22 protein-coding genes and 5 pseudogenes are annotated in these 26,144 nt (G+C 31.6%); 6 read left to right on the forward strand and 21 right to left on the reverse strand.

Going from position 1 to position 26,144, the window contains the following annotated elements:
- Nucleotides 1-2: 2 nt before the first annotated feature.
- Nucleotides 3-1,058 (forward strand): ferredoxin--NADP reductase, encoded by a 1,056-nt coding sequence (locus tag FAF07_RS07155; RefSeq protein WP_142784452.1) that lies wholly within the window; start codon nucleotides 3-5, stop codon nucleotides 1,056-1,058.
- A 54-nt stretch (nucleotides 1,059-1,112) separates the two neighbouring features.
- Here the strand turns inward: FAF07_RS07155 and FAF07_RS07160 are convergent, their stop codons facing one another.
- A complete protein-coding gene (locus tag FAF07_RS07160; RefSeq protein ID WP_246067799.1) occupies nucleotides 1,113-2,135 on the reverse strand; it encodes a glycosyltransferase family 9 protein in 1,023 nt (340 codons plus the stop codon).
- A gap of 43 nt (nucleotides 2,136-2,178) precedes the next feature.
- Nucleotides 2,179-2,784, reverse strand: coding sequence for a DUF4254 domain-containing protein (locus tag FAF07_RS07165; protein WP_142784453.1), 606 nt, complete (start codon nucleotides 2,782-2,784; stop codon nucleotides 2,179-2,181).
- Between the two features lie 72 nt (nucleotides 2,785-2,856).
- Here FAF07_RS07165 and upp point away from each other — a divergent pair, with 72 nt between their 5' ends.
- Nucleotides 2,857-3,516, forward strand: coding sequence for a uracil phosphoribosyltransferase (gene upp, locus FAF07_RS07170; protein ID WP_142784454.1), 660 nt, complete (start codon nucleotides 2,857-2,859; stop codon nucleotides 3,514-3,516).
- On the opposite strand, the gene FAF07_RS07175 is transcribed toward upp, so the two are convergent.
- The gene (locus tag FAF07_RS07175; protein ID WP_142784455.1) at nucleotides 3,505-4,362 is read right to left on the reverse strand and encodes a DUF6427 family protein; all 858 of its coding nucleotides are present in this window, start codon (nucleotides 4,360-4,362) and stop codon (nucleotides 3,505-3,507) included. The genes upp and FAF07_RS07175 overlap by 12 nt on opposite strands.
- 105 nt (nucleotides 4,363-4,467) lie before the next feature.
- Between FAF07_RS07175 and FAF07_RS07180 the strand changes: the two genes are divergently transcribed.
- Nucleotides 4,468-4,695 carry a DUF6341 family protein gene (locus tag FAF07_RS07180; protein ID WP_142784456.1) on the forward strand — a complete coding sequence of 76 codons (228 nt, stop codon included), beginning with the start codon at nucleotides 4,468-4,470 and terminating at the stop codon, nucleotides 4,693-4,695.
- Here the strand turns inward: FAF07_RS07180 and purD are convergent.
- Nucleotides 4,690-5,961, reverse strand: coding sequence for a phosphoribosylamine--glycine ligase (purD, locus tag FAF07_RS07185; protein WP_142784457.1), 1,272 nt, complete (start codon nucleotides 5,959-5,961; stop codon nucleotides 4,690-4,692). The genes FAF07_RS07180 and purD overlap by 6 nt on opposite strands.
- A 142-nt stretch (nucleotides 5,962-6,103) precedes the next feature.
- Here purD and FAF07_RS07190 point away from each other — a divergent pair, with 142 nt between their 5' ends.
- Nucleotides 6,104-7,411: a phenylacetate--CoA ligase family protein gene (locus tag FAF07_RS07190; RefSeq protein WP_142784458.1), complete on the forward strand. Its 1,308-nt coding sequence runs from the start codon at nucleotides 6,104-6,106 to the stop codon at nucleotides 7,409-7,411.
- Nucleotides 7,412-7,589: 178 nt separating this feature from the next.
- On the opposite strand, the gene FAF07_RS07195 is transcribed toward FAF07_RS07190, so the two are convergent.
- From FAF07_RS07195 to FAF07_RS07215, 5 genes and pseudogenes are all read right to left on the reverse strand, one after another.
- A complete protein-coding gene (locus tag FAF07_RS07195; RefSeq protein ID WP_142784459.1) occupies nucleotides 7,590-8,375 on the reverse strand; it encodes a glycosyltransferase family 2 protein in 786 nt (261 codons plus the stop codon).
- A 6-nt stretch (nucleotides 8,376-8,381) separates the two neighbouring features.
- A complete protein-coding gene (locus tag FAF07_RS07200; RefSeq protein WP_142784460.1) occupies nucleotides 8,382-9,692 on the reverse strand; it encodes an undecaprenyl-phosphate glucose phosphotransferase in 1,311 nt (436 codons plus the stop codon).
- A gap of 46 nt (nucleotides 9,693-9,738) precedes the next feature.
- Nucleotides 9,739-10,725 (reverse strand): UDP-glucuronic acid decarboxylase family protein, encoded by a 987-nt coding sequence (locus FAF07_RS07205; protein ID WP_142784461.1) that lies wholly within the window; start codon nucleotides 10,723-10,725, stop codon nucleotides 9,739-9,741.
- Nucleotides 10,726-10,735: 10 nt separating this feature from the next.
- Nucleotides 10,736-11,893 carry an ATP-binding protein gene (locus tag FAF07_RS07210; protein WP_142784462.1) on the reverse strand — a complete coding sequence of 386 codons (1,158 nt, stop codon included), beginning with the start codon at nucleotides 11,891-11,893 and terminating at the stop codon, nucleotides 10,736-10,738.
- Between the two features lie 316 nt (nucleotides 11,894-12,209).
- A pseudogene (locus FAF07_RS07215) lies at nucleotides 12,210-12,695 on the reverse strand (UDP binding domain-containing protein); the annotation flags it as partial.
- A gap of 146 nt (nucleotides 12,696-12,841) precedes the next feature.
- Between FAF07_RS07215 and FAF07_RS07220 the strand changes: the two are divergent.
- Nucleotides 12,842-13,945 (forward strand): ISAs1 family transposase, encoded by a 1,104-nt coding sequence (locus FAF07_RS07220; protein WP_142784254.1) that lies wholly within the window; start codon nucleotides 12,842-12,844, stop codon nucleotides 13,943-13,945.
- A 10-nt stretch (nucleotides 13,946-13,955) separates the two neighbouring features.
- Here the strand turns inward: FAF07_RS07220 and FAF07_RS07225 are convergent.
- Nucleotides 13,956-14,300, reverse strand: a pseudogene (locus FAF07_RS07225) (nucleotide sugar dehydrogenase); the annotation flags it as partial.
- A gap of 50 nt (nucleotides 14,301-14,350) precedes the next feature.
- On the opposite strand from FAF07_RS07225, the gene FAF07_RS07230 reads away from it, so the two are divergent.
- Entirely contained in the window at nucleotides 14,351-15,382 is a 1,032-nt protein-coding gene (locus FAF07_RS07230) for an IS630 family transposase (protein WP_142784028.1), read from the forward strand.
- A 31-nt stretch (nucleotides 15,383-15,413) separates the two neighbouring features.
- Here FAF07_RS07230 and FAF07_RS07235 read toward each other — a convergent pair.
- The 11 genes and pseudogenes from FAF07_RS07235 to FAF07_RS07280 form a co-directional block, all read right to left on the reverse strand.
- A pseudogene (locus tag FAF07_RS07235) lies at nucleotides 15,414-15,956 on the reverse strand (nucleotide sugar dehydrogenase); the annotation flags it as partial.
- Between the two features lie 116 nt (nucleotides 15,957-16,072).
- Nucleotides 16,073-17,482, reverse strand: a complete 1,410-nt coding sequence (locus FAF07_RS07240; RefSeq protein WP_142784464.1) for an O-antigen ligase family protein — start codon at nucleotides 17,480-17,482, stop codon at nucleotides 16,073-16,075.
- A gap of 30 nt (nucleotides 17,483-17,512) precedes the next feature.
- A pseudogene (locus tag FAF07_RS19060) lies at nucleotides 17,513-17,670 on the reverse strand (IS1595 family transposase); the annotation flags it as partial.
- 324 nt (nucleotides 17,671-17,994) lie between these two features.
- Complete coding sequence (locus tag FAF07_RS07245) at nucleotides 17,995-18,729, reverse strand: WecB/TagA/CpsF family glycosyltransferase (RefSeq protein WP_142784465.1); 735 nt, start codon at nucleotides 18,727-18,729, stop codon at nucleotides 17,995-17,997.
- 3 nt (nucleotides 18,730-18,732) lie between these two features.
- Entirely contained in the window at nucleotides 18,733-19,074 is a 342-nt protein-coding gene (locus tag FAF07_RS07250) for a cupin domain-containing protein (protein ID WP_142784466.1), read from the reverse strand.
- Nucleotides 19,064-20,059: an NAD-dependent epimerase/dehydratase family protein gene (locus tag FAF07_RS07255; RefSeq protein WP_142784467.1), complete on the reverse strand. Its 996-nt coding sequence runs from the start codon at nucleotides 20,057-20,059 to the stop codon at nucleotides 19,064-19,066. Before FAF07_RS07255 ends, FAF07_RS07250 begins: the two co-directional genes overlap by 11 nt.
- Before the next feature lie 7 nt (nucleotides 20,060-20,066).
- Nucleotides 20,067-20,234 (reverse strand): annotated as a pseudogene (locus FAF07_RS19065) (DapH/DapD/GlmU-related protein); the annotation flags it as partial.
- 454 nt (nucleotides 20,235-20,688) lie between these two features.
- Complete coding sequence (locus FAF07_RS07265) at nucleotides 20,689-21,849, reverse strand: glycosyltransferase family 4 protein (RefSeq protein ID WP_142784469.1); 1,161 nt, start codon at nucleotides 21,847-21,849, stop codon at nucleotides 20,689-20,691.
- A gap of 84 nt (nucleotides 21,850-21,933) precedes the next feature.
- A complete protein-coding gene (locus FAF07_RS07270) occupies nucleotides 21,934-23,115 on the reverse strand; it encodes an EpsG family protein (RefSeq protein WP_142784470.1) in 1,182 nt (393 codons plus the stop codon).
- A gap of 131 nt (nucleotides 23,116-23,246) precedes the next feature.
- Complete coding sequence (locus FAF07_RS07275; protein ID WP_142784471.1) at nucleotides 23,247-24,659, reverse strand: hypothetical protein; 1,413 nt, start codon at nucleotides 24,657-24,659, stop codon at nucleotides 23,247-23,249.
- A 17-nt stretch (nucleotides 24,660-24,676) separates the two neighbouring features.
- Nucleotides 24,677-26,134, reverse strand: coding sequence for a lipopolysaccharide biosynthesis protein (locus FAF07_RS07280; RefSeq protein WP_142784472.1), 1,458 nt, complete (start codon nucleotides 26,132-26,134; stop codon nucleotides 24,677-24,679).
- Nucleotides 26,135-26,144: the final 10 nt, after the last annotated feature.

Here is a 26,144-nt window from a genome sequence, read left to right on the forward strand (position 1 = left end):
ACATGTCATCATTTCACAAACTTACAGTAAAAGCCATTGAAAAGGAAGCTCTAAAGGCCATTAGCATCAGTTTTAATTTGCCTGAAAACCTCAAAGACACCTTTTGTTTTAAAGCAGGACAATACATCACTTTAAAGAAAGAAGTTAATGACCAGGAAGTTAGACGCGATTACTCCTTATGTTCTTCACCAAAAAGTGGTGAATTAAAAGTTGCCGTAAAAGAAGTTCGTGATGGTACGTTTTCATCCTTTGCAAATAAGGAATTAAAGGAAGGCGATACTCTTGAGGTAGCGCCGCCAAAGGGGCGTTTTGTGTTTGAACCTAATGATTCTAAAACAAAAAACATTGCTGCTTTTGCTGCAGGTAGCGGTATTACACCCATTTTAAGCATTATTAAATGTGCTTTAGAAGAAGAAGTTTATAGCAAAGTCATTCTGGTTTATGGAAATAAAACTACTGAAGAAACGATGTTTTTAAATGAACTTTTAGAACTTCAGCATCAATATAAAGACCGATTTTCCATTCAGTTTGTATTTAGTCAAAAAGATGAAGACGATGCTATTTTTGGTCGTATAGAAAAGAGCACCGTTAACTACGTAATGAAAAACAAGCACAAGCATGTGGATGTGGACGCATTTTATCTTTGTGGTCCCGAGGCTATGATTCACTTGGTTAAGGACGTACTTACAGGTCATGGTGTTGATGCAGCGCGTATTCACTTTGAACTTTTTAAAGCTGCAAAAACGGCTGATATCCATACGGATTCTATTGCAGATGGTAAAACCAAAATTACGGTAACGGTTGATGATGAAACGACCACGTTCGAAATGTCTCAAAAACAAACTATTCTTGAAGCAGCTTTAGATGAAGATTTAGATGCGCCATACTCCTGCCAAGGTGGTATTTGCAGTAGTTGTATAGCCCGCGTTACGGAAGGTGAAGCGACCATGAGACAAAACAATATTTTAACAGATAGCGAAGTTGCTGAGGGATTAATATTAACCTGTCAAGCGCATCCAACAACCTCAACTGTGGTTGTAGATTATGATGATGTTTAGTTCCTAAAACCTATTAAATATGGTTCAGGTATTTCATACGATAACAAAACGCTTTTAGAGAATTGATATAACTTTATTCACGATTGTTTCTGGTGAAATACTTCCAGCAGCGCCTTGGTAATTTTCTGGACATTTATTTCCGTAAACTGAAGTGGGTATTTTTGGAAAGGCATCTCTATCTGCTAATAAGGCATAATGGTTTGGTTGATTGAATGGCGCAAAACCTGCATAAGGATGCGTAACACCCCAGATAGTAACCACCTTTTTACCTAACATTGCCGCCATATGAGCATTACCGGAATCCATTGAAATTATAACATCCAGATTGGACATTAAATCTAATTCTTCATCTAAATTTAATTTTCCGGCGATATTAATGGTGTTTTCAAATTCATTTTGAAAATCATCTAGAATCTCTATTTCTTTTATGCCGCCGCCAAAGAGAATGAGTTTATAGGTTTTAGATAGTATGCCAATAAGGTCTTTCATTAAATGTAACGGATACATTTTACCTTGGTGAGCCGCAAACGGGGCAATCCCAATCCATTGCTGTTGACTTGACCCAATTAGAGCAGAAATTTTTGGACTCAAATTAGCTTTATCAGGAAATGTGGGCTTACTTAAATCTAAAGGAAATCCTAAGGTCTCAAATACGTCCGCATAACGCTGATGCGTTGTTTTTAGTTGACTAAATCGTTTCCCATTTATTAGATTTTGTTTTTCCTTCCGACCCTTATCAATAGAGATGAACCGTTTACATTTTAAAAACCGCCTTAAAACTTTACTCCTCAAAACATTGTGTAAATCTGCTGTAGCATAAAACTGATTTTCTTTATTTAATTGGCGTGCCAATTTGTAAAGTCCAGAAACACCTTCATGTTTTCCTTTAAGGTGCGCAGGACATACAGAGACACGTTCTAAGTTTCTAAAAAAAGGCGCAAAAAAAGGCCTAGTAAGTACGGTGACTTTTATGTTGGTATATTGATTAGTTAGTGCACGTAACACTGGAACTACTATAGCCACATCGCCCATGGCAGAAAGACGAATAACTAAAATATGTTTAGGGTTTTCCGGCATGCAAAGGGAACTGATAAAATTCTAAAAAAGTAATCGCAGAAGCTTATTTTTGAGAACGCAAAATAGGATTTAGCTCGTCATCATTATACATTTTCATCTGCTTATATACCTTCATGTATTTGTCTCCATTTTCAATATCAGTCAATAAGGTATCGATAGCTGTAGATAAATCATTGCGCTGCTCTAACAAAATGTTAAGCTTTGTATTACAAGCCGCTCTATGTGCATCTGAAGCATCAAGTCGCGTCGCTTCCTCATTCATATGATAGATCTTTAAAGCTAAAATAGACAGCCTGTCTACTCCCCATGCTGGACTCTCGGTATTAATTGTTGCATCTGTTTTTGGAGTAACATGTTTGTACTTCTCAAGAAAGTAACTGTCAATATACTCCACCATATCGGTTCTATCTTGATTGGAGGCGTCAATTTGTCTTTTTAATGTTAGCGCTGCTACTGGATCTATCTGCGGGTCACGAATAATATCTTCGTAATGCCACTGCACGGTATCAATCCAACTTTTTCTATACAAAAGGTGGTCTATCAAACTGTCTTTTGGGTAAGCATTTTCAAAAGCTTGATCCACCGTATTGATGTCATGGTATTTTGCTATAACTTCTTGAAAAATTTTATTGGCTTTATCTGTAAACATATTCTATAATTTAAAGTGTAAATATACTTCATATTTCGTTAACTTTACTACTCAAAACTTTGACAATAACCTATGCATATTCATAATCTATCGAATCAAAATTCCATATTAAACACCTTCATTTCAGAAATAAGAAACATTGATATTCAAAAAGATAGCATGCGTTTTAGAAGAAATATTGAACGTATTGGTGAGATTTTAGGATACGAAATGAGCAAAAACCTAAGCTATAAAAGTGCTTCTATTAAAACCCCTTTAGGCACTTCTACGAGTAATATGTTGAATAATGACATCGTTCTTTGCTCCATATTAAGAGCTGGAGTCCCTCTGCATAATGGCTTGCTAAATTATTTTGATACTGCCGAAAATGCCTTTATTTCGGCCTATAGACACCATAAGCATGACCCTGAAAGTTTTGAAATTATTGTTGAATATTTAGCATGCCCCAATCTGGAAAACAAAACACTTGTTTTGGCAGATCCTATGTTGGCCACAGGGCAATCTATGTTGGCGACTTTTGAAGCTTTAAAGCCATTTGGAACACCAAAGGAAGTGCACTTAATTAGCATAGTTGGTGCTCAAGAAGGCGTTGATTTTATAAATGAAACCTTTAATGAAAATACCCATTTGTGGATTGCGGCTATAGACGAGAAGCTTAATGACAAAGGCTATATTGTTCCTGGATTAGGCGATGCTGGCGATTTAGCTTTTGGGGAAAAATTACAGCATTAATAAAACAAAAGGCACTATAATCAATACTGCTAAAAAAAATTCCTTAAACCATTTATCGTCAATGCTTTCTATATAATTGGTTATAATGATTGCTAGTGGCCCAAGCAGGAATAAAAATTCGGAACCGTTCTTTTCTGGGGCAAGAATCATAAGTATAAAGGCTAAAAAAGCAGCTATTAAAATAATATAATAGGATGGCCTTAACCCCTTCTTTTTCTGTTTAATATTCTTAATGTAAAATAGCGAAGACCAAATGCCAAATGAAAACAGTAAGGTTATCGCAATTATAAATTGTGTTGTATTATATGTGCTAAAATTGAAACTCCATTGAGGCAAACTTCTAAAGACCTCAAAAAAACCATCATACCAAATGATTGAAATAGCTACACCTATAACAAAAACACACAATATGCCTGTAAAAGGAATAACCCAATGATTGACTTTATTATCTGTGTACAAGAAGAGAGACACTATAATGAGTACAAAAAATAGAATAGACCAAAAATAAAATAGCGTTGCAAGAGCTATCCAGAAGGCAGCATCAAATAATTTCTTTTTTACATCTATTTGAGACCGTAAGCTAATCATTCGTCTTATTCCCAATAGCACGAAAAAGTTAGAAATAATGATATAATTATTGGTAGTAACCTGTACTATGACCAGTAAAAACAAACTGTACAACAACATCTCATAATTGCTTTTTTTTGTTAATTCATTTTTTCCAACAATAAAGTTGAGCAGTAAAACAGAAAGGTAGCATAAGCCAAATAAGGCCATTTGCTTAAAAACAAATAGTATAGTAACGCCATTAATACCTAAATTAAATCTTCCGATTACGAAAGCCATCAGCGTAATAAAAAAAACTACGATAAAATTTATTGGCTTAGATTTACTAAAAATGCTTGTAATCATTAATGGTTTTTGTATTTTTGCTTTGTAAATATACTAACTATGAAAGATTTCTTTTACGCTATAGAAGATTTATTTGTTGATGTGCTTTTTGCGCCGTTTGATGCCTTACGCGCTTTAGAACTAGAGAGCTGGTTTGCTGCTAACATCGTATCTTGGCTTTTCATAATTGTTGGTTTTTTAGCCATGCTTTATTGGATGAAGCAGCTTAAAACTTCCGATGACAATAATGAAGAGGATAAAAGTATCTCTGCGCACAGTTACTTATAAATCATACCCTATATCTTTACGATAATACATCTTATCAAAATGTAGTTTTTCTATATTTTGATAGGATTTTTTTATGGCCTCTTGATACGCATTCCCATAAGAGGTTATCGCCATAACACGTCCGCCAGAGCTCACTATTTTTCCATCATGCCATTGTGCACCGGCATGGAAAACAATAGAATCTTTAATAGTATCTACTCCTGAAATTTCCTTTCCTTTTTCGTAAGCTTCTGGATAACCTCCAGATACTAACATAATAGTTGTAGCCGTCCGATCATCAATCTCTATGTTAATTTGATCTAAGGTACTATTCGCCATGGCTTGCAGAATTTCTACAAAGTCGGTTTTAATTCTTGGCAGCACCACTTCAGTTTCGGGATCGCCCATTCTTACATTATATTCAATAACTTTAGGATCATCTCCAACTTTTATCAATCCAATAAACACAAAACCGATATAAGGTAAATTATCTTTTTTGAATCCTTCAATGGTTGGTTTTACAATGCGTTCTTCTATTTTGTTCAAAAAGTCGGGTGTAGCAAACGGTACTGGAGAAACCGCGCCCATACCGCCCGTATTTAAGCCTGTATCGCCTTCGCCAATGCGTTTATAATCTTTTGCTGTTGGAAGGATTTTATAATTTTTACCATCCGACAGCACAAAACAACTCAATTCAATACCGTCTAAAAACTCTTCAATAACCACTTTTGTACTTGCTTTTCCAAACTTGGCATCGACAAGCATACTTTTTAATTCGGCTTTAGCCTCTTCTAAATCATTCAAAATAACAACGCCTTTTCCCGCAGCCAAACCATCTGCTTTTAAAACATAAGGAGGCTTTAATGTTTCTAAAAAAACATAGCCATTGTCAACAGTTTCTTTAGTAAAACTCTTATATGCTGCTGTTGGTATATCATGACGATACAAAAACTCTTTAGCAAACTCCTTACTGCCTTCTAAGGTTGCAGCCGCCTTTTGTGGTCCAATAACCGAAACATGTTTTATGGCATCGTCATTTAAAAAGAAATCATGAACACCATTTACTAGGGGGTCTTCTGGCCCGACAACCACCATATCAATGTGCTTCTCAATAACTAGGTGTTTAATAGCTTCAAAATCTGTGACACCGATATTCACATTGGTCGCTACTTCGGCGGTACCAGAGTTTCCTGGTGCCACAAATAACTTTTTACACAAGGGGCTCTGAGCAATTTTCCATGCAAAAGTGTGTTCTCTTCCGCCTGAACCTAGAATTAAAATATTCATTATGATTGGTTTTCTTATGGATGGTAAAAATAAATGCTTTTACATTGATAACAGAATTATTTTAAATCTTTTACGGAAGAATTTCAGGGTTTTAGTTCTTAAATATTTCTTTACTTTACAGTATTAATTAAAGATTACATTTTTGAAATTCTTCACACTTTCATTAAAACTGAATGGCTTTCCTTTAAAAGAGGCTAAAGCCGAATTAAAAGCGATCCAAAGTTTAGGAGATGACAATTATTCAGAATTTATAGAGAGAAAAAAAAAAGCCATTGTAAATTATCATTTACACCATAACCCATATTATAAAAACCTTGCAAAGCTTGCAAATCCATCAGATTGGTCTAGCCTTCCAATAATGACTAAGTGTGATTTACAGGTTCCCTTGCCTGACAGGCTTTCTAAAGGGTATTATTCAAATAGTGTATACACCAATAAAACCTCCGGATCTTCTGGCCATCCTTTTATTTTTGCAAAAGATAAATTCTGCCATGCACTTACTTGGGCTGTATTTATGGATCGATACAGTTGGTTTAATTTAGATTTGGATCGGTCAAAGCAAGCTCGATTTTATGGGATTCCTCTAGATAAAAAAGGCTATTATAAAGAGCGTTTCAAGGATGTGCTAGGTAAACGGTTTCGGTTTTCGGTTTTCGATTTAAGCGCTAATCAAATGGAACGTACTCTTGAAAAATTTAAAACAACGCCATTTGATTATATGAATGGGTACACAAGCGCTGTTGTTCAACTTTCAAAATATCTAGAGGAAGAAGGCATTATTTTAAGTACTATATGTCCATCTTTGAAGGCTTGTATTGTAACCTCTGAAATGCTTTTTGATGATGATAGAGCCCTTTTAGAATCTCAATTTGGCATTCCTATTGTTAATGAATATGGTGCTGCAGAAGTAGGCCTAATCGCATTTCAAAATAAACATAACGAATGGCAGGTGAATAGTGATGATTTGTTTATTGAAATTTTAGATGAGGACAATAATGCTTTGCCTTACGGTAAAACAGGCCGTGTGGTTATCACATCACTCTACAACAAGGCAAATCCCTTTATAAGATACGACCTTGGAGATATGGGTAAACTTTCTACAGACAGCACCTTAAAAAAACCCATACTAGAATCCCTAGTTGGGAGAACCAACGATTTGGTGAAACTCCCCAGTGGTAAAACTGCAGCAGGCTTAACATTTTATTATGTTACCAAAACCGTGATTGAGAAAGACGGTAATGTCAAAGAATTTACTATTGAGCAACTAACACTCAATGAATTTATAATAAGCTATGTGAGTTTGAAAGTGCTTTCTGAAAAAGAAAAAACGAAAATAAAAACAGCTATTTCTGAATATTTAGAACCTAATTTAACCGTTACTTTTGAACAAAAGCAAAGTTTAGACCGATCAAATAGGGGCAAACTAAAGCAATTTAAGTCTTATTTGTAACATGAGTTCGATATGATATAAGGTTAAATTTAGTTTCTTGAAAACAAGACATCTAAGTTATTTACACGTGATTGGTTATCCCCTTGAGGGGATTATAGGGGTGTAATACATATCAAATAACACCTCCCTAGCCCTCCTCAAGGAGGGAATACACTTCACAAAGCTATATTCCTAATAATTATTTGGGGCTAACGTTTGTCTTAACAACCTGTTTCGATTTTACAAAAACATGTTCTTTTAAGAAAACCAGCATGCAGTAGATTGATTTTATTGTAGAAAACCCTAATCCTTTATAATATACCCAATAATTATGTTTTAATAAATTTAATTTGTTTGAGGACATGGAATTGTTTCTAATTCTGTAATATGCTAAGGATTCTTCAATTCCTTTGGCGGGTTTCCCAGACTTTTCAATAGCAGCTAACCACAATAACCAATCTTGTCTTTTAGGTAGGTTAGGCGATGTGATTTTTCCTAATGTTTTTACATGGTAGACTCCCGTTAGATTCCCTATATAATTACTTTTGAGTAATTTTTTATAACTTAAAACCGGTAGAGATTTTACGCATTTATTTAGTGTATTGCCCAACTCATCAATCAATTCATAACTGCTGAAACTCACCACACAGTTTTCGGCTCTCATAAAAGTGATTTGTGTTTCTAGCTTATGTGGTAGCCATAAATCGTCGGCATCTAAAAAAGCTATATAATCGCCTTTTGCATCGTTTATTGCCTTATTACGGGATATGGCAGCGCCTTGATTTCTTTCATTTATAAGAAGCTTTATGTTTGAATTTAGTTTTTGGAATTCCTTGATAATGTCCACCGTATTATCATCTGAACCATCATCAACTATTAGGAGTTCCCATTCCGAATAAGTTTGATTTAAAACACTATGAATAGTTTCCGAAATGAATACCTCAGAGTTATATGTTGGGATTATAATGGAAACTAAAGGATTCAATATGTATTAATAAGCCTTTTCTTCACCTTTTAGTGCATTCACAAAAGTTTGGATCATAATTTTTAAATCTAATAATAGCGACCAGTTTTCGATATAAAAGATATCGTATTTAACGCGGTTAATAATATCTTTATCTCTTTCAATCTCCCCTCTAAAACCACTTATTTGTGCCAACCCAGTAATACCTGGCTTCACAAAATGACGTACCATAAATTTATCTACTCTCTGGGCGTACAAGTTGGTATGGCTCACCATATGCGGTCGTGGGCCTACTACGGACATGTCTCCAAAAAGCACATTATAAAACTGGGGCAATTCATCGATACTCGTTTTTCTAATGAATTTGCCCACTTTGGTAATTCTTTGGTCTCCTTTTTTAGCTTGATATAAGTGGGCATTTTTATTGGGTGTCATAGATCTAAATTTATAACAATCAAACTCTTGGTAATTAAAGCCATTCCTTGATTGCTTAAAAAAGACAGGGCCTTTAGATTCCAATTTTATGAAAATTGCCAGGATTGGTGTTAACCATGATAAAATAAAAATGATAATGAACGATGAAAAGATAATATCGAACAGTCTTTTTATAAATTTATTGAAAGAGTCCTGTATTGGGATCGTTCTTAGCGATATAATAGGGATATAATCATAATATTCATATTTAAGTTTTTTAGTATAGATGTCCTTATTATCTGGTATAAATTTTAATTCCCTTAAGTTATTATCAGCAAAATCAATAAGTCTATTTATCTGTTTATTTGATAACTCCGCTACTGAGGAATAGATTTCATTAATGTCGTTATCAACTATAAAAGCAAAACACTGTTGAAGTGAAAAATTATCATCTTTCGTAGTAAATTGCTTTTTAAACCTATATCCAAATTCTGGTCTTGTTTTAAAAATTTTAATGAGCTGGCGGGTTTTTTCATTTTCTCCAATAACAATGACGTTTCTTAAATTTCCTCCCAGCTCAGACCTGTATTTTTTTAACACATAAAATAGCAAAATTTTCACAAAACTTACTAAAGCAAATACTAATAACAAATAGTTTCCTAGGGCTAATCTGCTAATTTTAGGCTGCTTAAAAAAACCGATGAACGCATAAAGAACAATGAAAAAAAAAACAATTTGAATTAAAATGAGCGTAATAATTTGGATGAGTCTAGTATGTCTTTGTATCTCATAAAAATGATTTCTAAAAGCTATAATTACCCAGCACAGTGAGACGTATAGCGTAAAGGCATAGATATTTATAATATTTATTTCAAATAGGAAAATAGCACCATTAATGATTCCCAAATCTATGATAAGTGACATGGGTTTTAAAAAACCAGAGTACCTTCCTTGTTTGAATTTATTCAATTTAATTTTTTATATGGTGTTTGAAGTCCTTGTGCTCACTCTTGTATAAATCCTCTGATGATAATGTTTTGAAATACGCAAAGGTTTTTTTAAGCCCTTCTTCTCTATGGATTTTTGGTTCCCAATTAAGTATTTTTTTTGCAAGACTAATATCGGGCTGTCGTTGAAGCGGATCATCTTTAGGCAAGTCATGGTATACCACTTTTTGTGTAGTGCCCGTGAGCCTAATAATTTCTTCTGCAAAATCTCCTATAGAAATTTCATAAGGGTTTCCAATATTAACTGGGTAGGCATAGTCACTAAATAGTAACTTATAAATACCTTCTACTTGGTCATCTACATAGCAAAAGGAACGTGTTTGGGAACCATCCCCAAAAATAGTTAAATCTTCCCCTCTTAAAGCTTGTCCCATAAATGCCGGTATAACGCGTCCGTCGTTAAGACGCATCCTTGGACCATAGGTATTGAATATACGCACAATTCGTGTTTCTAAGCCATGAAATCTGTGATATGCCATGGTTATGGATTCCTGGAATCGTTTCGCTTCGTCATATACACCTCTAGGGCCAATAGTGTTCACATTTCCATAATAATCTTCTGTTTGTGGATGTACCAAAGGATCTCCATAAACTTCAGAAGTCGATGCAATTAAAATTCTAGCATTTTTAGCTTTTGCTAATCCAAGTAAATTATGCGTTCCCAACGAGCCTACTTTTAATGTTTGTATTGGGATTTTTAAATAATCTATAGGGCTGGCGGGTGATGCAAAATGTAAAATATAATCTAACCCTCCTTCGATATTTATAAACTCTGTAACATCGTGCTCTATAAACTTAAAATTTGCATTTTCTTTTAAATGCTCTAAATTCCTTATGTCTCCAGTAATGAAATTATCCATTCCTATAACGTGAAATCCTTCAGAAATAAACTTATCACATAAATGTGACCCCAAAAATCCTGCTGCTCCTGTTATTAAAACTCTTTTCATTTTCTTTTTTTTAATCTTTAATTTTTTTAGGTATCAAGTCTAAAGGAATTACTTCAAAGTTATTACTTCTTTTTTGATAATCTTCTCCTCCATAAACAACTTTTCCTCCTTTATAACCTGTTAAATGATTCCAATATTTTAACCCTTTAAAATAATCATTAGTAATTGTTTTTCCTGACTTTATTTCAATAGGAATTAATTTATTAAAATTATCTATCACCACATCAATTTCATTCCCTTTACTGTTTCTCCAAAAATATAAATTATTAGGTTTCCCTTTATTAAATCGCTCTTTTAAAAGTTCTACAACAACCATATTTTCAAACAAATTTCCTTTAAAAGGATGTAAATCTAACTGTTTTGCATTTTGCACTCCCAGTAAAGCACTAGCTAAACCCACATCATAAAAATATAATTTAGGCATTTTAACAACACGTTTATTAAAATTACTCGAATGTGGTTGTAATCTAAATAGAATAAAACTAGCCTCTAACACCCCAATCCAAGATTCTATGGTCTTACTATCTACTCCAACTTCGAGGGCCAACGTATTCTTATTTAATAATTGGCCTATTCTACCCGCGCATAATTTTATAAACCTTTCAAAGACAACTAAATTTTCAATACCTTTTAATTGCCTCACATCTCTTTCTATATAGGTTCTAATATAATTTGAAAACCATTTTTGAATTTCAAAAGGTTTGTCATATAATGGCGGATAAAAACCCTTAAACAACTTTTCTTGAACAGTTTTTGGCGCTATATCTTTTATTTCAGCTAACGAAAAGGGTAATAAGGTTAAGTAGCCAACTCTTCCTGCTAGACTTTGTGTCATGCTTTGTTGCAATAAAAAATTGTTAGAGCCTGTTAGTATAAACTGAGCTGATTCATTGCTCTCATCTAATATTTGTTGCAAATATGAAAATAGCTTTGGCGTTCGCTGTACCTCATCTAGTATAGCACCGTTAGAATAGTGTTCCAAAAACGCCTTTGGATCTTCTAAAGCAAAGTTTCTTGTGTCCAGATTTTCTAAACTTACATAAGGCTTGTCTGGAAACGCATATTTTACCAATGTTGTTTTTCCTGACTGTCTAGGTCCAACTATTGCTATGGCCTTGTATTGTTTAGACAAATTTAAAAGCTCTTTATGTGCTTCTCTTAAAATCATATACAAAGATAAGTAAAAACGAACAGTTTAGGAATCCAATTCCGAAATTGTTCGGTTAACATGAATTGACCTTCTGATGGAAATCAATGAGTGATGAATCTTAAATAGTAAAAAAAAATATTAACAATTTGAGAGATTCTTCGCTTCACTGAGTTATACTCTGAATGACAGTACCCTTTTAATAATGAAAATGCCATGTCATTCAGAAAGAGCACAGCGATTGAAGAATCTTATATCATGGGAATTCAAACACTATAATAACACAATGCAACAGCTTTGAGATTCTTCGCTTCCCTGCCTTGAGCTCTGAATGACATTAAGACCCACTAACAATTTTATAACACACAAAACCTATTTTTTCTAAAGACTTTATATCTAAGACTCCTCTTCTATCAAAAATAAAAGCAGGTTTTTGCATATTTTTATATATGCTGTCCCAATCGTAATTTTTAAAGGCATCATAAGGATCGTTGTGAACCTTTAGTAATGTCTCATTTTCTAAAGACGTACGCGTGTTTAAATAGTCTAAATCTGCATAAATTGTTTCCTCTGAAACTTTGGGATCGTATACAGAAAGCATGGCTTTTTCGTTCAAAAGACTATCAGCTACTTTAATTGCCGGTGATTCTCGGGTATCATTAGTATCCTTTTTAAACGCCCAACCAAGACATGCTATATTTTTGCCTGAAACGGTATTATAAAGTGTACTGACTATATTATCCGAAAAACGATTTTTCTGGTGCTCATTCATTATGATGACTTGCTCCCAATAATCGGCAACTTCATTTAGCCCATAACTTTTACAGGGCAAACTCACACTTTTTTCAGCCATTTTGTTTACTTAAAAACACACTTAATTATCTGATATTTAGTTAGATAGCTGTTGTTTTTCATTTTAAATTATTGTATATTATACTGATAATCAATAATTTAAGTGTTTTAAAAACAATGAACAAATTCAAGTCTATATTCAGTAAGATAAACGATCCTAGAAGCGATATAAACAAGCTTCATAACTTAGAAGACATCCTTCTTATTGGTATAATTAGTGTGATTTGTGCGGCAGATTCATGGAAAGATATGGAAACTTATGCCAAAGCAAAAGTAGATTTTTTGCGTTCATTTCTTGATTTGCCAAATGGTACGCCCTCTGATGACACCTTTAACCGAGTGTTCTCTTCCATTGATTCAGAACAATTTGAAACCTGTTTTATAGATTGGGTCTCTAATTTGATTGATATAACGGCTGGCGAGGTTATTCCCATTGATGGTAAAACCTTGAGAGGTGCTAAATCTAATGGTAAGAAATCCCCTTTTCACATGGTAAGTGCTTGGGCAAGCAAAAACAATATGGTTTTAGGACAGGTCAAGGTTTCTGAAAAATCCAATGAAATTACGGCCATACCAAAACTACTGGAACTAATTACTGTAAAAGGATGTGTAGTTACCATTGATGCCATGGGCTGTCAAAAGGCTATTGCAGAAACTATTATTAAACAAGAAGCAGATTACATCTTAGCTGTAAAAGAAAACCAAAAGCAATTGCATCAAGATATTCTAGACGAATTTCGCTTTGGCAAGACTATAGATAGCCATACCGATGAAGATCTGGGACACGGCAGGATAGAAACACGAAAATGTAGTGTTATCAATGACTTTAAATTTATTGAAGACCAAGATAAATGGACAGGGCTGGAAAGTATAGTAAAAGTAGAAAGTATTAGAGAATTTAAAAACTCCGACAAGCCAACAGAAACAGCTACAAGATATTATATATCAAGTGTGAAAACAGATGCAAAAGCACTACAGAAAATGATACGCTTACATTGGGGAATTGAAAACAAACTACATTGGGTACTCGATGTGGCTTTCTCTGAAGACGCCTCAAGAAAAAGAGCTGGTAATGCTGCCCAAAATTTCTCTATACTAAGCAAAATTGCACTAAACTTGCTAAGAAAAGATAAACAAACCAAGCAAGGACTAAAAGGAAAAAGGCTAAAAGCGGCTTACGATAACAACTATCTTATTAAGATCTTAGGAATAAAAGTGTGAGTTTGCCCTGATAACTTTTAGCAATATACACTAAATTCAAAATATCTTTTTGAAAACATGATCCTCCAAATCCTACTGAAGTATTTAAAAATTTAGGACCTATTCTTGAATCCATCCCAATGGCCTTTGAAACCTCCCTTGCATCTGCTCCTGTTTTTTCGCATATTTCGGACATAGCATTTATGGATGATACACGCTGTGCTAAAAACGCATTGGCGGTTAATTTTGAAAGTTCTGAAGACCAAATATTTGTATTTAATATTTTTTCCTCAGGTATCCAATTTTTATAAATATCGCATAAAGCCTGCACCGCCATTTTACCTTCTGTAGTATCATTATCACCACCAATTATTAATAAGAGCATAAATTAGTTCTTATGCTGAAAATTTTACGTATCTTTATTGTATGAAAACAAAGGTGAAGAAGCGTAAGAACCAAGATGCCCAAGAGGAAACACGGTTGCGTGTGGCCGATTATCTCCGCAAGAAATTGGGCACCCAGAGACAGGCCGCCGAGATTTTCGGTATCACCGAGCGTTCGGTAAACAAGATATGGGCGCGGTACAGGGCCGGCGGCAAGCGCGCGCTGTGCAGCAGGAAACGTGGTGTGCAGGGCGGCATGAAACTCAAGAAGGACCAGGCCCATAAGGTGCGGGAACTTATCAGGGAAAAACTTCCCGAGCAGTTGAAGCTCCCCTTCGGACTTTGGACAAGGGAAGCCGTACAGCAGCTGATATCGCAGAAGTTCGGCGTCGAGCTGTCGCGCTGGCAGGTAGGGCGCTACCTGAAAAAATGGGGGTACACTCCCCAAAAGCCCATAAGAAAGGCGTTCGAGCAAAAGCCGGAAAACGTACGGAAATGGCTGGAGGAAGAATATCCGGCGATAGAAAAAAGGGCAAAGGCAGAAAGAGCGATAATATACTTTGGGGACGAGACGGGCTGCAGGAGCGACCACCAGGCAGGCAAGAGCTATGCCCCTAAAGGAAAAACGCCTATAATAAAGGCAACGGGGAAAAGATACACGGTCAATATGATCTCCGCAATAAGCAACAGGGGGCATCTGCAGTTCATGTTGATGGAGAAGGGCTTCAACAGCGAGGTCTTTAAGATGTTCTTGCTACTGATGATAAAGTATAGCAATAAAAAGATATTTTTCATTACCGATAACCATCCCGCCCACAAGACCATCAAACTTGACCAATGGCTAGAGGAGAACAATGATAAGATCGAAGTATTGTTCATCCCGCCCTATTCCCCGGAACTGAATCCCCAGGAATACGTCAACCAAGATCTGAAGACCAATATTATCGGCAAGAAAAGGGCGATCAACAAGGAACAGCTAAAGGAAAATATCAATGATTTTATGAACAAAAGAAAAAAGGACAAACCACAAGTGAAAAAATATTTTCATCACAGACACGCCAGATATGCTGCCTGACAATCTTATAAGAACTAAATAACCTAACGATTAATAACACACGATCTGGATTTAACACATCCTGAAAAGCTGTTCCTTCGGCCAAAAATTCTGGGTTTGATAGTATTTGAAACTCAACACCGTTGCCTGTGTTCTCTAAAATGCTTTTTATGGCAGATGCTGTTCGAACTGGAAGTGCTGATTTTTCAACCACAATTTTATCGCTTTTAGACACTCTTGCTATCTGGCGGGAGCATAATTCAATATATTTTAAATCGGCTGCCATTCCTTTTCCTTTACCATAGGTTTTGGTAGGTGTGTTTACGGAAATAAAAATCATTTCGGCTTTATCTATTGCTTTTTCAACATTGGTAGAGAAAAAGAGATTTTTACCGTGCGTTTCTTTTACAATGCTTTCTAGCCCTGGCTCGAATACAGGTAGTTCATCTAAATTATTTGAATTCCATGCAGCTATTCTTGCTTCATTAATATCGACTATGGTTACTTTTATACCCGGACATTGTTTAGCAATCACGGCCATGGTTGGCCCACCAACGTAACCTGCGCCAATGCAACATATATTTTTTACTATCATATTATTTAAATTATTTATGCAAAAAAATTAAAGAACATCTATGAAGGTTGCTTTTTTATTAATTGTATGTTAACAAAAATCATTTGTATTAAATTTAGTTTCAAGAGACAATTATGTCAAGTTCCTTGAAGCCTTTCCTCTGTTGAATAATCAGAAATGAACAAACAATAAAAAAACACAAAAAAAGAAATTCCAGAATATCGTTCAAACATCGATTCAAACAAAAAATTTATTATAATAATTAAGGCAAAATTAATCGCAATCAATTTTAAGTTTTCATTGTTGTATTTGAAAACCTTACATAAAAAAGAAATAAGTAAAAAAATAAAAACAGAAAAACCAATAATGCCTAAATCTAAAAGTATTTGTAAATATTGATTGTGAGCGTGGTACTTTTCAGTTTTATCATACCATTGCCTTTTTACTGCGAATACTTCATAAAGCCTATTATGTGAGCCTCCTGCCCCAATACCAATTAATGGGTTTTCTTTTATTAAATCCAATGCAGATGCCCATAACATCACTCTAAAATTATAATCATTGGATTTTATGTTTCTAATTTTTTTGAAATCTTTTACCTTTAGATCAGATTGATTTATAATGAATCTTTTTTGTTGGAAATTCTTAAATCGTGGATTCAAAATGAATATAGGAACAGAAAATATAAAAAATAAAAGGATATAAATTCGAGCATTCCTCTTATTTTTTATGACAGTATAAACTTTTATCATTAAAATAGGAAAAAGTATGATAAATGAAGCTTTATTCAAGACCTGAAAAATGCCAAAAAATAAAAAAATAAGAAAAGCATTTTGTATTATACTGCTTTTAAAAATCTTGTAATAAAATAAGATGGCAATAGCAAGCAGAAAATACATTGAAAAATAGACTGCTTGATGTATAAAAGAAAAATTATAGCTGAAGAAAAAATTTTGGTCATAAACTAGAGAATCATAGAAAGTCATACTTTTATCTATTCTCGAATCAAATATAAAATTGGAAAAATCCATTGAAGAATAAAAGGCATTTATTTCACAAATAATCAAGGCAGATATACATCCCAATACAAAATATTTTAAAATTAAATTGAAATGATTTTTGTAACTTTTATTTAACATAAAAATAATTGGGAAGACCAATAAAGAAGCTTTCTGTTCAATAATCCCTAACTGCATTTCCGAAGAATATAATAACGATATACAATAAAGAACATAAAGACAAATGGGAAGAACAAGCCCTGTTTTAAAATAAAAAGAAGAAAATTTAAAACTGATTATGGTAACAATTAATAAAAGTCCAATATTAATTGTTGAAATCTTTTGACTTATAGGAAAAAAAAAAGCAAAAGATAAAAATAAAAACGTCTTTATCAAACCAATTCGATAATTATACTTTTTATTTACAACGGTTAAATTATTACTTTCAACTGAGCATACATAATTTTTTTCTTTTTTAAAAATTGCGTCTCGTATTATAGAATAAGCTGTATTTTGATTAAACTCAGAATTTATATTAAAATATGACATCTTTAATTAAAACTATTTATATATTCCTAATCATTCATAATCCTGTAATATGTGAATTACGAGCCTATAAAAGATTCTCTCTCTCCAAAATTCTTCTATTAAGTTTATAAACAAAAATCACTTAGATCTAATTATAAGTGTTTTTTCTTTATTTTATGATAATTACCTACAAAATTCCGTTTTACATTATCCTCTTAATGAAAATTCATGATTGAATAAAATTCCCATTATCTACATAAGCCTTTTGAGATTTTATGTTTTAATTTTATAATTATTTAGAGTCTGTTCAAGATTTCGTCAATTATTTTTTATGCCTCTTTTTGCGCATTATTTCGTTAAAATTTTGAACCGTAACTAGGCTATGTTTAAAAATTTTGCCTCATACTGCAACAAAAATAGCCTATAAAAATTCTAATCACAAATTCTTAAACAGACTCTTAGTATGTAAGAAAATTATTCTTTCCATTAAATACAATTTTTTTATTAAGTTGTAAAACTAATAAATTTTATTGCTAATTTTTTTCATTTTTAATTAAGAATGGCAGCAATTTAACAAAACTCCAATAACGCGGAATATTTTTTTTAGGTTCTTCAAAAGCACGGTATAACCATTCAAGTTTCAAATTTAAGAACAATTTAGGCGCTCTATTTACAGAACCTACACTTGAATTAAAATTAAATATTGCACCAAACCCAAACATCACACCTTTCTCTAAATACGGCAAAAGCATACTCATAAAAATCTCTTGCTTTGGTGCCCCTAATGAAACCCATATAATATCAGGTTTATCTTTATTTATTTTTTCGGCTATTCCTCTATAATCAAACTCTTCCACTTTTCTAAATGGCAACTCTTGAAAAATCATAGAATTTATTTTAGGATCTATTTTAGAAAGATTATTTTTTAGTCCATCAAGTACTTCTTGTGTATTACCTAAAAAATATTGTCTATACTTGCACATATTTACATACTTAATAAATAAATCTGCTCCAATATATGATTTAAAAGGTTTCTTGTGTATAAAACCTAATATTTTTGCTAAAATAGATCCATCACAAATATTAACTAGTGCACTATTCAAGACTTTTAAAAACTTTTCATCTCTATTTGCAACTGTTAAATTATTTGATTCGACAGAACAAACATATCCCTTTTTATTAGTTACAATAGTTTCCTGAATTATTGAATCGACTCTTTTTGAATCAAATTCAATTTTTATATTAAAATATTTTTTTTTTGTATTCATAAATTAAATAGCAACCCCCCAATAAATAAATTGTACATCTTTAATGGCTTTTAAAGAATGTATTGCATTTACTGGAACTTTAACAAAAGTATCTGATGTACAAAAAATTTCTTTTTTTTCAATAGTTAAAATGGCTTCCCCTTTTTTAAAAAAGTAAAACTCTTCCATTGTTTCATGTTTATGTAAGTCAATCATTTCCCCAGAATCTAACTTACCTATAGCCGCTTGCATTAAATTTGATTCACATTGAGCATTTATTATTAGAATTTTCTTTTCTCCAATGTTATGATTTGTTTTAACAGAGTCAATCTCGTTTAAAACTTTAGTGACAATATTACTTTTCATTTTCAATTTGATCCAATATCCATTTATATTGTTTTTTCAACCCTTCTTCTAAATCTACTTTTGGTTCCCATCCTAAAATAGATTTTGCTTTTGAAAAGTCTGCACTACGCGCCTTATCACCCTCTGGTTTTGTAACATCATAAAAAATGTTAATGTCTTTACCTGAAATTTTAACAACACTTTCTGCTATTTGTTTAATAGAAGTACATACTGAAGGTCCTAACTGGATATGTCCATGTCCCCATCCCTTTTCTAAAGCCAAAACAAGACCATTAACAACATCATCAACATGTATAAATGCACGTCCTTGCTCTCCACTTCCCCATACATTAAACTCTTCAGTAGGATAATTAATAGCTTTTCTAATTAACGCTGGGATAACCTGACTTCTTTCTCCATAATCACAAGGTGAACCATAAACATTATGAAACATTAACGTACAGGTTGGTATTTCTGTTTCTTTTTCTAACAACTCTGTTTCATACTGCCCCATTAGTTTGCTCCACCCATAAGCTGACTCAGGCAGTGCTGGGTATAATTCTTCTTCTCTTAAAGGTATTACATCTAATGAATTTTGTCTTGTTAAAGGAAAAGAACAAGCTGTACCAACATATATAAAACCTTTCAGTTTTTTACTCGACTTTCTAACGGAGTCAATAATATTTGAGTTTATTAAATTGTTTTGCCTAAATAAACTTCCTTGATTTGCAAAAACATAATCAATGCCTGCCACTATATCTGCTAAATGGTAAACGTAATCAAATTTTGCAATTAAAGAATCACAAATATTAGGAATAGAAAGATCTAAATTATAAAAATTGGTATCTAAATCAATTACTGGTTCTCCATTATTACTGTTTAAATAATCTAACTTTCCACGCCACAAGTTATCTACAACTCCTACTTCATGACCTTCATCAACTAATTTTTTAACCAGATTAGAACCAATCATTCCTGCTCCTCCTGTAACTAATATTTTTTTCATATTTTAATTATTTTCTAAATTTTATTAAAACAGCTGGATTTCCTCCAACTATGCTATAAGGCTCAACATCTTTCACTACTACAGAACCCGCTGCAACAATAGCACCTTTACCAATTCGTCTACCGGGTAATATTATTGTTCTTGCTCCTATCCAAACATTATCTTCAATATTCGTTTTAGGATAAAATGTCTCTCCCTGCTCTATTATAGGCAAATCAATTTTATCATAAACATGTCCTGAATGTAAAACATATACTTCAGGTGCAATTAAGACATCATTACCTATTGATACATTACGTAAACGTGAACGCTCACTTATCTGTGTATTGTTTCCAATTGATACATCGTCAAACTTACCAAATAGTACTTTTCCCTGAATCAAAATATTTGAACCACATTTTTCTTTTAAAACTTTTTTTATTAAAAAGGCTCTAACTTTAGAAAAAAACATTCCAGCAGGAAAGTACCAGTGTGGAGTAGTATACCCTATGAAATAATAAAAAAAAATCCAAATTGTTTTCATTATAATTTAATTAATAATTCCTTTTAAAATTCTTAAAGGTGTAAAATATTTTTTTATTAACAAACACCTAAATCATCTATTCGATACTTTTCTTAAAATAATTGGATTACGTTTTTATAGTTAACGCTTTATTCATTTTATCAATCATGTTTTCAATATTACCTTCATTTTGAACTACTAAAAACGCATTTTGAGCAAATGAGAGTCTTGCTTTATCATTTACTAATAAATATGATATTTTCTCTGCCAATTCTTCAATATTATTTTCAGCCACCATATAACCATTTACTTCATTTTTAAGAAAATGGATTTCAGGACTATGATAGGATAATTTTTCTGTAATAAAAGGCAATCCATAAGAAAAGGCATGGATAATTGCTAACCCTACATAACCTGGCATTATATATAGCTGAGCTACTGAAAACCATTTTGCTAAAATAAGATCATCAAATAAATCACCTAAAAAAACAGAATTATTAGGTATACGCTGTCTAGCTATATCAGTTAAGTGATTATATTCTGAACCACCCCCAATCACAACCAATTTTATAGAAGGTATATGTTGAGCTACCAATTCAGTAGCATAAATTGCATTCTCAACTTTTTTGTTTTTATTCAATTGACCACTAAATAAAATAATCTTGTCATCTTTTTTTAAATTTAATTCAACTAAAATATCTTCATAACTCATTTGCTGCTTTAAAGTTTCTTTTTGCTCAATTAGTTTTGAAGTATCAAGCGTGTTAGGTGCTACAAAAATTTTTTTTGAAGATATTCCATTGGAAATTAAATAATCTCTTCCCTTGTCTGCAAAGACTATTATAGAATCTCCTTTATTTAAAAAAAATAAAACGTATTTCCTTTTTAAATATTTTATAAAATTAGGGAGCTTACTTATTCCATGATCATAACCATGAGTCCACCAAACAAATCGGATGCCTAAAATTTTACAAAGAAATATTGCTAAATATTCTGTTAACTGAGTTGAATTATTAACACATAATACTGTATTGGGTCTATTTTTAATTATATACCATAAAATCCCTGGCATAAGACTAAATTTATAATTTTGTGGGAATATCGATTTAAATAATTTATAAATGACTCGGTCATTTCCTTTTAAATAAGGTTTAATTTTCCCTGTTGTAAGAATTTCAACTTTACAATCATAAGTTTGAGCATATTTTGTTAGTACTTCTAACCTATACTTTTGCCAATTTGCCCATTTTGAAATAAAATAAATATTCCCGTTTTTATCTTTTTGCATATTTGAATTGAATATTGAATTGATGAAATATTTTAAACTAAACTTAAATATTATTAATTTGAAACGGAAACTTAGATATATTTTTTAAGGCCCTTTCGAAAATGACACAATACTATTTGACAATAATTCCAATAATGGAGCATAAGTCCATGTGCCATAGACTAATTTATATAAAAAATAAAAACTTAAACCAATACACATAACATAAACAAAAAATGTATTAATGACATTTTCTTTTTTAAACATTAAAGGAATAATAAATGGTAAAAAGAAAATCAAATAATAAAACATTCTAAGACTTAGTTCTGACTGATGCGTATTGAAAAGAATAAAAATGGATAAAAACCAACTTATAGCAAAAAAATGTCTAACACTTTTTTTTTCGGAAGAATTTACATAAAATGAATTATAGAGAACTGTAATAACCATCATTATTAAGATAATTATTATATTAATAATAGGAAATTCTCCAAGATCATATGTGGTATCTCCACTCGCTCTTTTTAAAATATATGACAGCATTGGATATTTACCATCTAAAATTTCGTATAATATACTAGCGATAAATTGATAAGATGTTAATATTATTAACAATGATATATTTAATGCTTTTTTATTTTTAAAATCTCCTAAAAAACTTAAATAAACTAAAGGAAACATTAAAGCAGATGAAGAATGAGTAAATACACCTATAATTATTAACCACCACTTATTTTTATTATAAAATATTTTATTTACTGCAAAATAAATAAATATTGAACTTGCAATAAATTGCCTAATCAAATGGGCTGATAAACTAAATATTAGAGGGAAAAAAGCAGCAATCATTAAACCTAAAATTATTTGAATTCTAGAGGCTTTAATTTTTCTAAAAAATAAAAGAATTGATTTAAATATGAAAAAATATGAAAAAAAAGTAAATGAGATTACCCAAGCATTAAGGCTGCCGTTTGATAAATGATATAAAATATAATCAAAAATATAATAAATAGGTTCTTTCCTTTGATGAATAAGATATGCCGGAAAATTAAAATCACCAGATTGCAAATACCTTAATCCATGATTTAACAAATCTGATTCTGGAACTTTAGTTATATTTATTAGAGACAATAAAATTGATAAAAAAATGATTAATAAATTATAAAATTTATCGTTTTTATATTTTATTATAAATAATAAGTTCACTAAAGCAAATACACCAAAAAACGGATTTAAAGAAAAAAGGATAATTAAAATAAGATAAATTGATTGATTATTTTTCATCATTTTTAAGTGTAATATGTTTTATATTGCAATTTTTTATCATATAACACAATATTAAAAAAATCCAATTAAATGAACTTTCTATTTCTACTTTATTAACTTATTATTTTAATAAGAATTTTAGTTCTTTAATATTAAGATTCATTCAATATATCTAGATGTTTTTTTATGTTTATAATTGCATTTCTTTCAAAATAATCACTTGTCTTATTTTCAATATTTATATTGTAAGTTCTCTTTAGTATTTCAACAACTTCAATGTCGTTATTCGTAAAATGTATTTGTTCACTTTCTTTCAAATCTTCAAAATACTCCCAACCTGATAATTTTAAAATAACCACTTTACAATTAAAATATAAAGCTTCAATTAAAGCAGTTGAATTAATTCCAATCACAAAAGTACTTTGTTTAAATAATTCATATAATTGAATATTATCATTATCAATTATTTCTACATTTTGAGCAGTAAAATTATTTTTATATTTCAATTTTGCATTAGAATATTCACCCGGATGAGCTTTGAATATAATTTTGTAAGATGGCATTTGTAATGCTATTTTGTTGGAAAAATTAGCCAGATCAGTCCTTAACTGTGAAAGTATGACAATTTGCTTTGGATTTTTGTTTACATTAATATTAGACTCTTCTATTTCAATATTTGCAAATCCCACTACTTTAACATGTTCTTTTTTTATTGGAAAACTTACCCCATTTATCCAAGCCTTCCCCCAAGCTAAAAAAGCATCTGGAAACGAAGGCACTTCAATCCCTTTAGGAAAATTGTAACCGATATGATACCCACTTATGGTTCCGTGTTGCAATTCAGCAACTGGTACCCCCCTCTCTTTTGCAATAATGGTAATTAGTTGGTTTAAAAAACTGTAAGAAACAACCATTAATATCTTCTTTGGATTTATTATAGTAATTAATTTTTCAAGTTTAGGAATTAAGTAGTTGTATCTTTTAACTTTTCTATAAGCCAACTTACTAATGGAAAATGAATTTAATTTCCATTCTTTACAAATTAACAACTCAAGAGATTTAATTTTATTAAAATCATATTCACTTAATCCTTTCTGGAATGGCAAATAATCTACAATTCTTGATGGAAACTCTATCATGTCTAAATAATACATTTTTTTTGTTTTAGTAGGTCTCAAATGCTTTAAATTGAAAAACTGCTCTAAAACAATGTAGTCCGGATTTAATTCACACAAAAAAGGATCTGTATATATATCAAGAAAATGTTCTCCGTTAAATTTTCTTCTGGGGTGATTTAAAATGAGTAAATCGGTCTGTTGTTTTTTAATTTTGAAAGGATTATTGAATATGCTATTTACTGCAAATTCTTTTAAACCATTTAATATAGTTTTTGAATTTTTATCTGTTTGTTCAGAATATTTGGTAACAAGTTCCTTTTCTAATAGGAAACATACTTCAAATCTAATGAATTGCCATAGATTAATGTTTTCTATTTTTAAATCAAATAAACTATGCTGTGTTTCAAAATCAATAAATTCTTTTATAAGATCTTTCTGGGTTTTCATTTTATTATTGACTTTATTTAAAACTTGAGGCTGTTTCTATCTGTTAAGAAGACTACTCCTCTTTTGTATCCTTCAAAAAGATTCTTCTTGTTCATAAAAATGAATATTATGAAACTAATATATGGCGTAAAAATATTTTCCTTTATTAAAACACTAATGACCAAAACTAAAAAAGGAATCAAATAATAAATTGGAAATAACTCTTGGAACATCTTTTTAATTCCAAGCTTCTGATTCATTTCTATATAAGCTTTTTGCGTAATACTAACACAATAATATGTTAAGCCAATTGCTACTGAAAGAGCAACAAATAAGAATGAAAGATCAATCTTTATAAATAATAATGAAATCACAGTAATAATAAAGATTCCTATTAGCGCATAATAAGTCATAAATCTTTCTTTCTTTTTAGCAATAAGCAAAATACTATATCCGAAGTTATTATTTAAAATTAATTGTGCTAACAGCAAAATTTTAAATGCAGGCATTGCCTGTTTGTATTGGGGTAACAATAATTCTAATAATGGTATGGCAAAAAAACCAAGGTAAGTTAATAAATAACAACTAGCTATATAGATTGATCGGATATTGTTTAATAACTTTTGTGCTTCAGTTGGACAAGTATTGTGAAATTTATTTAGCAATTTTGGAAACAGAACAAATGAAAATGAGCCAACAATCATAAAAACAGCATTCGACAGATTTACTGCTAGTGTATAAAAGCCTAATTCCTCTGCAGAATAGTAAATTGAAACTACTGTTCTGGAAGAAAGTAATATTAGATAAAAACTCACATTATAGAGCAATAAGTTCACCCCCCTTGTAAGCAATTCACTAAATATCGGTTTTTTAAATTGTAGTCCAACTTTCAAAGGTGGATTTGTGCTATATACTATAAAAGAAAAAACGTTTGCTACAATAGTTCCCATTAAAAGATAATATAACAACTCTTCTTCCTTGGCAAAAAATAAAACCAGAAATTGAAAGAAGGGAATCACGAATTGATTTAAATTTATTTTTCCCAATAAGCCATAAGTACGGTATAGATTCGTGTAAAGACTATTTAAACTTGAAAAAACAAAAATAATAAGGACTAATATATAAAAGTCATGGAACTGATATTTTGAAAACGTATTAGGGGAGAAAATAAATAATGTAATCCATGATGCCGTGACTATACCAACAATAAGCAATAGAATTAAAACTGAATTTCTCCACAAATCAACACTATTAGTTTTGTCATTCTTTCTTACCGACAACAGGGCATTTAAAGAATAGGCCGGTGCCATGGCTGTATAGGCCAAATATTGATTTATCAATGAAATAAAGCTGTAAATTCCAAAATAATAAACGCCAAGGTATTTTGCAATCAGAACTGAATTTATGAACTGAATACCAAAAGTTAAATACCGTGTTCCTATATATTGAATAATAGGAGAACGAAAAAACCTCATCACTAATTGGTTGAAATCCAAAATTATATTT

The sequence above is a fragment of the Changchengzhania lutea genome, from assembly GCF_006974145.1.
Taxonomy (GTDB): domain Bacteria; phylum Bacteroidota; class Bacteroidia; order Flavobacteriales; family Flavobacteriaceae; genus Changchengzhania; species Changchengzhania lutea.

What these genes read in the sequence shown, in the direction of transcription:
- FAF07_RS07180 (WP_142784456.1), top strand. Translation starts at nt 4,468, where the DNA reads ATGAAAGATTTCTTTTACGCTATAGAAGATTTATTTGTTGATGTGCTT.
- FAF07_RS07165 (WP_142784453.1), bottom strand. Translation starts at nt 2,784, where the DNA reads ATGTTTACAGATAAAGCCAATAAAATTTTTCAAGAAGTTATAGCAAAA.
- upp (WP_142784454.1), top strand. Translation starts at nt 2,857, where the DNA reads ATGCATATTCATAATCTATCGAATCAAAATTCCATATTAAACACCTTC.
- FAF07_RS07275 (WP_142784471.1), bottom strand. Translation starts at nt 24,659, where the DNA reads ATGAAAACCCAGAAAGATCTTATAAAAGAATTTATTGATTTTGAAACA.
- FAF07_RS07230 (WP_142784028.1), top strand. Translation starts at nt 14,351, where the DNA reads ATGAAAACAAAGGTGAAGAAGCGTAAGAACCAAGATGCCCAAGAGGAA.
- FAF07_RS07210 (WP_142784462.1), bottom strand. Translation starts at nt 11,893, where the DNA reads ATGATTTTAAGAGAAGCACATAAAGAGCTTTTAAATTTGTCTAAACAA.
- FAF07_RS07175 (WP_142784455.1), bottom strand. Translation starts at nt 4,362, where the DNA reads ATGGCTTTCGTAATCGGAAGATTTAATTTAGGTATTAATGGCGTTACT.
- FAF07_RS07200 (WP_142784460.1), bottom strand. Translation starts at nt 9,692, where the DNA reads ATGTCACTTATCATAGATTTGGGAATCATTAATGGTGCTATTTTCCTA.
- FAF07_RS07265 (WP_142784469.1), bottom strand. Translation starts at nt 21,849, where the DNA reads ATGCAAAAAGATAAAAACGGGAATATTTATTTTATTTCAAAATGGGCA.
- FAF07_RS07205 (WP_142784461.1), bottom strand. Translation starts at nt 10,725, where the DNA reads ATGAAAAGAGTTTTAATAACAGGAGCAGCAGGATTTTTGGGGTCACAT.
- FAF07_RS07250 (WP_142784466.1), bottom strand. Translation starts at nt 19,074, where the DNA reads ATGAAAAGTAATATTGTCACTAAAGTTTTAAACGAGATTGACTCTGTT.
- purD (WP_142784457.1), bottom strand. Translation starts at nt 5,961, where the DNA reads ATGAATATTTTAATTCTAGGTTCAGGCGGAAGAGAACACACTTTTGCA.
- FAF07_RS07245 (WP_142784465.1), bottom strand. Translation starts at nt 18,729, where the DNA reads ATGAATACAAAAAAAAAATATTTTAATATAAAAATTGAATTTGATTCA.
- FAF07_RS07160 (WP_246067799.1), bottom strand. Translation starts at nt 2,135, where the DNA reads ATGCCGGAAAACCCTAAACATATTTTAGTTATTCGTCTTTCTGCCATG.
- FAF07_RS07220 (WP_142784254.1), top strand. Translation starts at nt 12,842, where the DNA reads ATGAACAAATTCAAGTCTATATTCAGTAAGATAAACGATCCTAGAAGC.
- FAF07_RS07240 (WP_142784464.1), bottom strand. Translation starts at nt 17,482, where the DNA reads ATGTCATATTTTAATATAAATTCTGAGTTTAATCAAAATACAGCTTAT.
- FAF07_RS07155 (WP_142784452.1), top strand. Translation starts at nt 3, where the DNA reads ATGTCATCATTTCACAAACTTACAGTAAAAGCCATTGAAAAGGAAGCT.
- FAF07_RS07270 (WP_142784470.1), bottom strand. Translation starts at nt 23,115, where the DNA reads ATGATGAAAAATAATCAATCAATTTATCTTATTTTAATTATCCTTTTT.
- FAF07_RS07255 (WP_142784467.1), bottom strand. Translation starts at nt 20,059, where the DNA reads ATGAAAAAAATATTAGTTACAGGAGGAGCAGGAATGATTGGTTCTAAT.